Annotated in this window: 1 protein-coding gene; it reads left to right on the top strand. The window is 62.2% G+C overall.

Annotated elements, in window-relative coordinates; translation table 11 throughout:
• Window positions 1–5 precede the first annotated feature (5 nt).
• Complete coding sequence (locus CO675_RS39635; protein ID WP_097677275.1) at window positions 6–536, top strand: IS5 family transposase; 531 nt, start codon at window positions 6–8, stop codon at window positions 534–536.
• Window positions 537–553 lie beyond the last annotated feature (17 nt).

Below are 553 nucleotides of genomic sequence, written 5' to 3'. Positions count from 1 at the left end.
GGCGTCTGGGAGCGCGTGTTCGCTGCTCTGACCGCCGACCGCGACAACCAGTATCTGATGATCGACAGCACCATCGTTCGCGCTCACCAGCAGGCGACGAGTGGAAAAGGGGGGCAAAAGATCAGGCGCTGGGGCGTTCCCGAGGCGGACTGACCACCAAGATCCACATGCTGGCCGATGCGCTCGGCCGTCCGCTCCGCTTCATCGTCACGGCTGGGCAGGTTAATGACATCACCCAGGCGCCCGCACTGCTCGACGGCCAGAGCGGCGATGCCGTGCTCGCCGACAAAGCCTATGACAGCAACGCTCTGCGCGCGATCATCGCGGAAATCGGCGCAACGGCGGTGATCCCGTCAAACCGCACCCGCAGGATCATCATTCCGCACGACGCCAACGCCTACAAACAGCGCAACCGCATCGAGCGATGCTTCTGCCGGCTCAAACACTTCCGACGCCTGGCGACCCGTTATGACAGGCGAACCGACAACTTTACCGGCTTCATCCATCTCGCAGCCGCAATGATCTGGATGCAATGAATGTCGATCGGTCCTAG

The organism is Bradyrhizobium sp. C9 (assembly GCF_002532045.1).
In the GTDB taxonomy this organism is placed as follows: domain Bacteria; phylum Pseudomonadota; class Alphaproteobacteria; order Rhizobiales; family Xanthobacteraceae; genus Bradyrhizobium.
The sequence above is the reverse complement of the archived record's forward strand: the minus strand, read 5'-3'. Positions and strand labels throughout refer to the sequence as shown.